This is a genomic window from Rhizobacter sp. P1_G5 (assembly GCF_056405435.1).
Map to the genome: position 1 here is coordinate 1 of NZ_JBFUCB010001206.1, position 559 is coordinate 559.

Genomic DNA, 559 nt, shown 5'->3' on the forward strand with positions numbered 1-559 from the left:
ACCGAGAACCATGACATCAGAAATTTCAGCACATTACACGATCGGCTGTGGTCAATGCAAATGACATCGCGGACTATTCAGCTTCCCGGAGCGACTCTTCAGAAGCCATTTATATTCCCCGAATCGGACTATCGCGCTAAACTCTATCAGCTACTCAGTTCAGTAGCTTTTATGGGCCCCGCACACACCTTGCAGAGCAATTACGATGTTATCGTCGCATTTTTTCTGAAGGGATTGCAAGCCGGAACATTGACTTTCGAACCTCTCGAGATTATTTACAAGGAACGATCGAGTGAGATCTTGTCATCATTGCCCACAAGATTCTGGGAGCTGATTCAGACTTACACAGCACTGGATGTCACCGAACGAATAAAAAGAATTGATTTTCCTGCGGGGCTGTGTAAGTCTGAATCAGCTCCCAGAATCTTGTGGGCAATGATGACAAGATCTCACTCGATCGTTCCTTGTAAATAATCTCGAGAGGTTCGAAAGTCAATGTTCCGGCTTGCAATCCCTTCAGAAAAAATGCGACGATAACATCGTAATTGCTCTGCAAGGT

The 559-nt window shown here is 45.3% G+C and carries 1 protein-coding gene; it reads right to left on the bottom strand.

Features of this window, described 5'->3' with window-relative positions; all coding sequences use genetic code 11:
• Window positions 1-358: 358 nt before the first annotated feature.
• On the bottom strand, window positions 359-559 hold a 201-nt coding region (locus AC1D12_RS34985), incomplete at its 5' end, for a hypothetical protein (protein WP_477845627.1).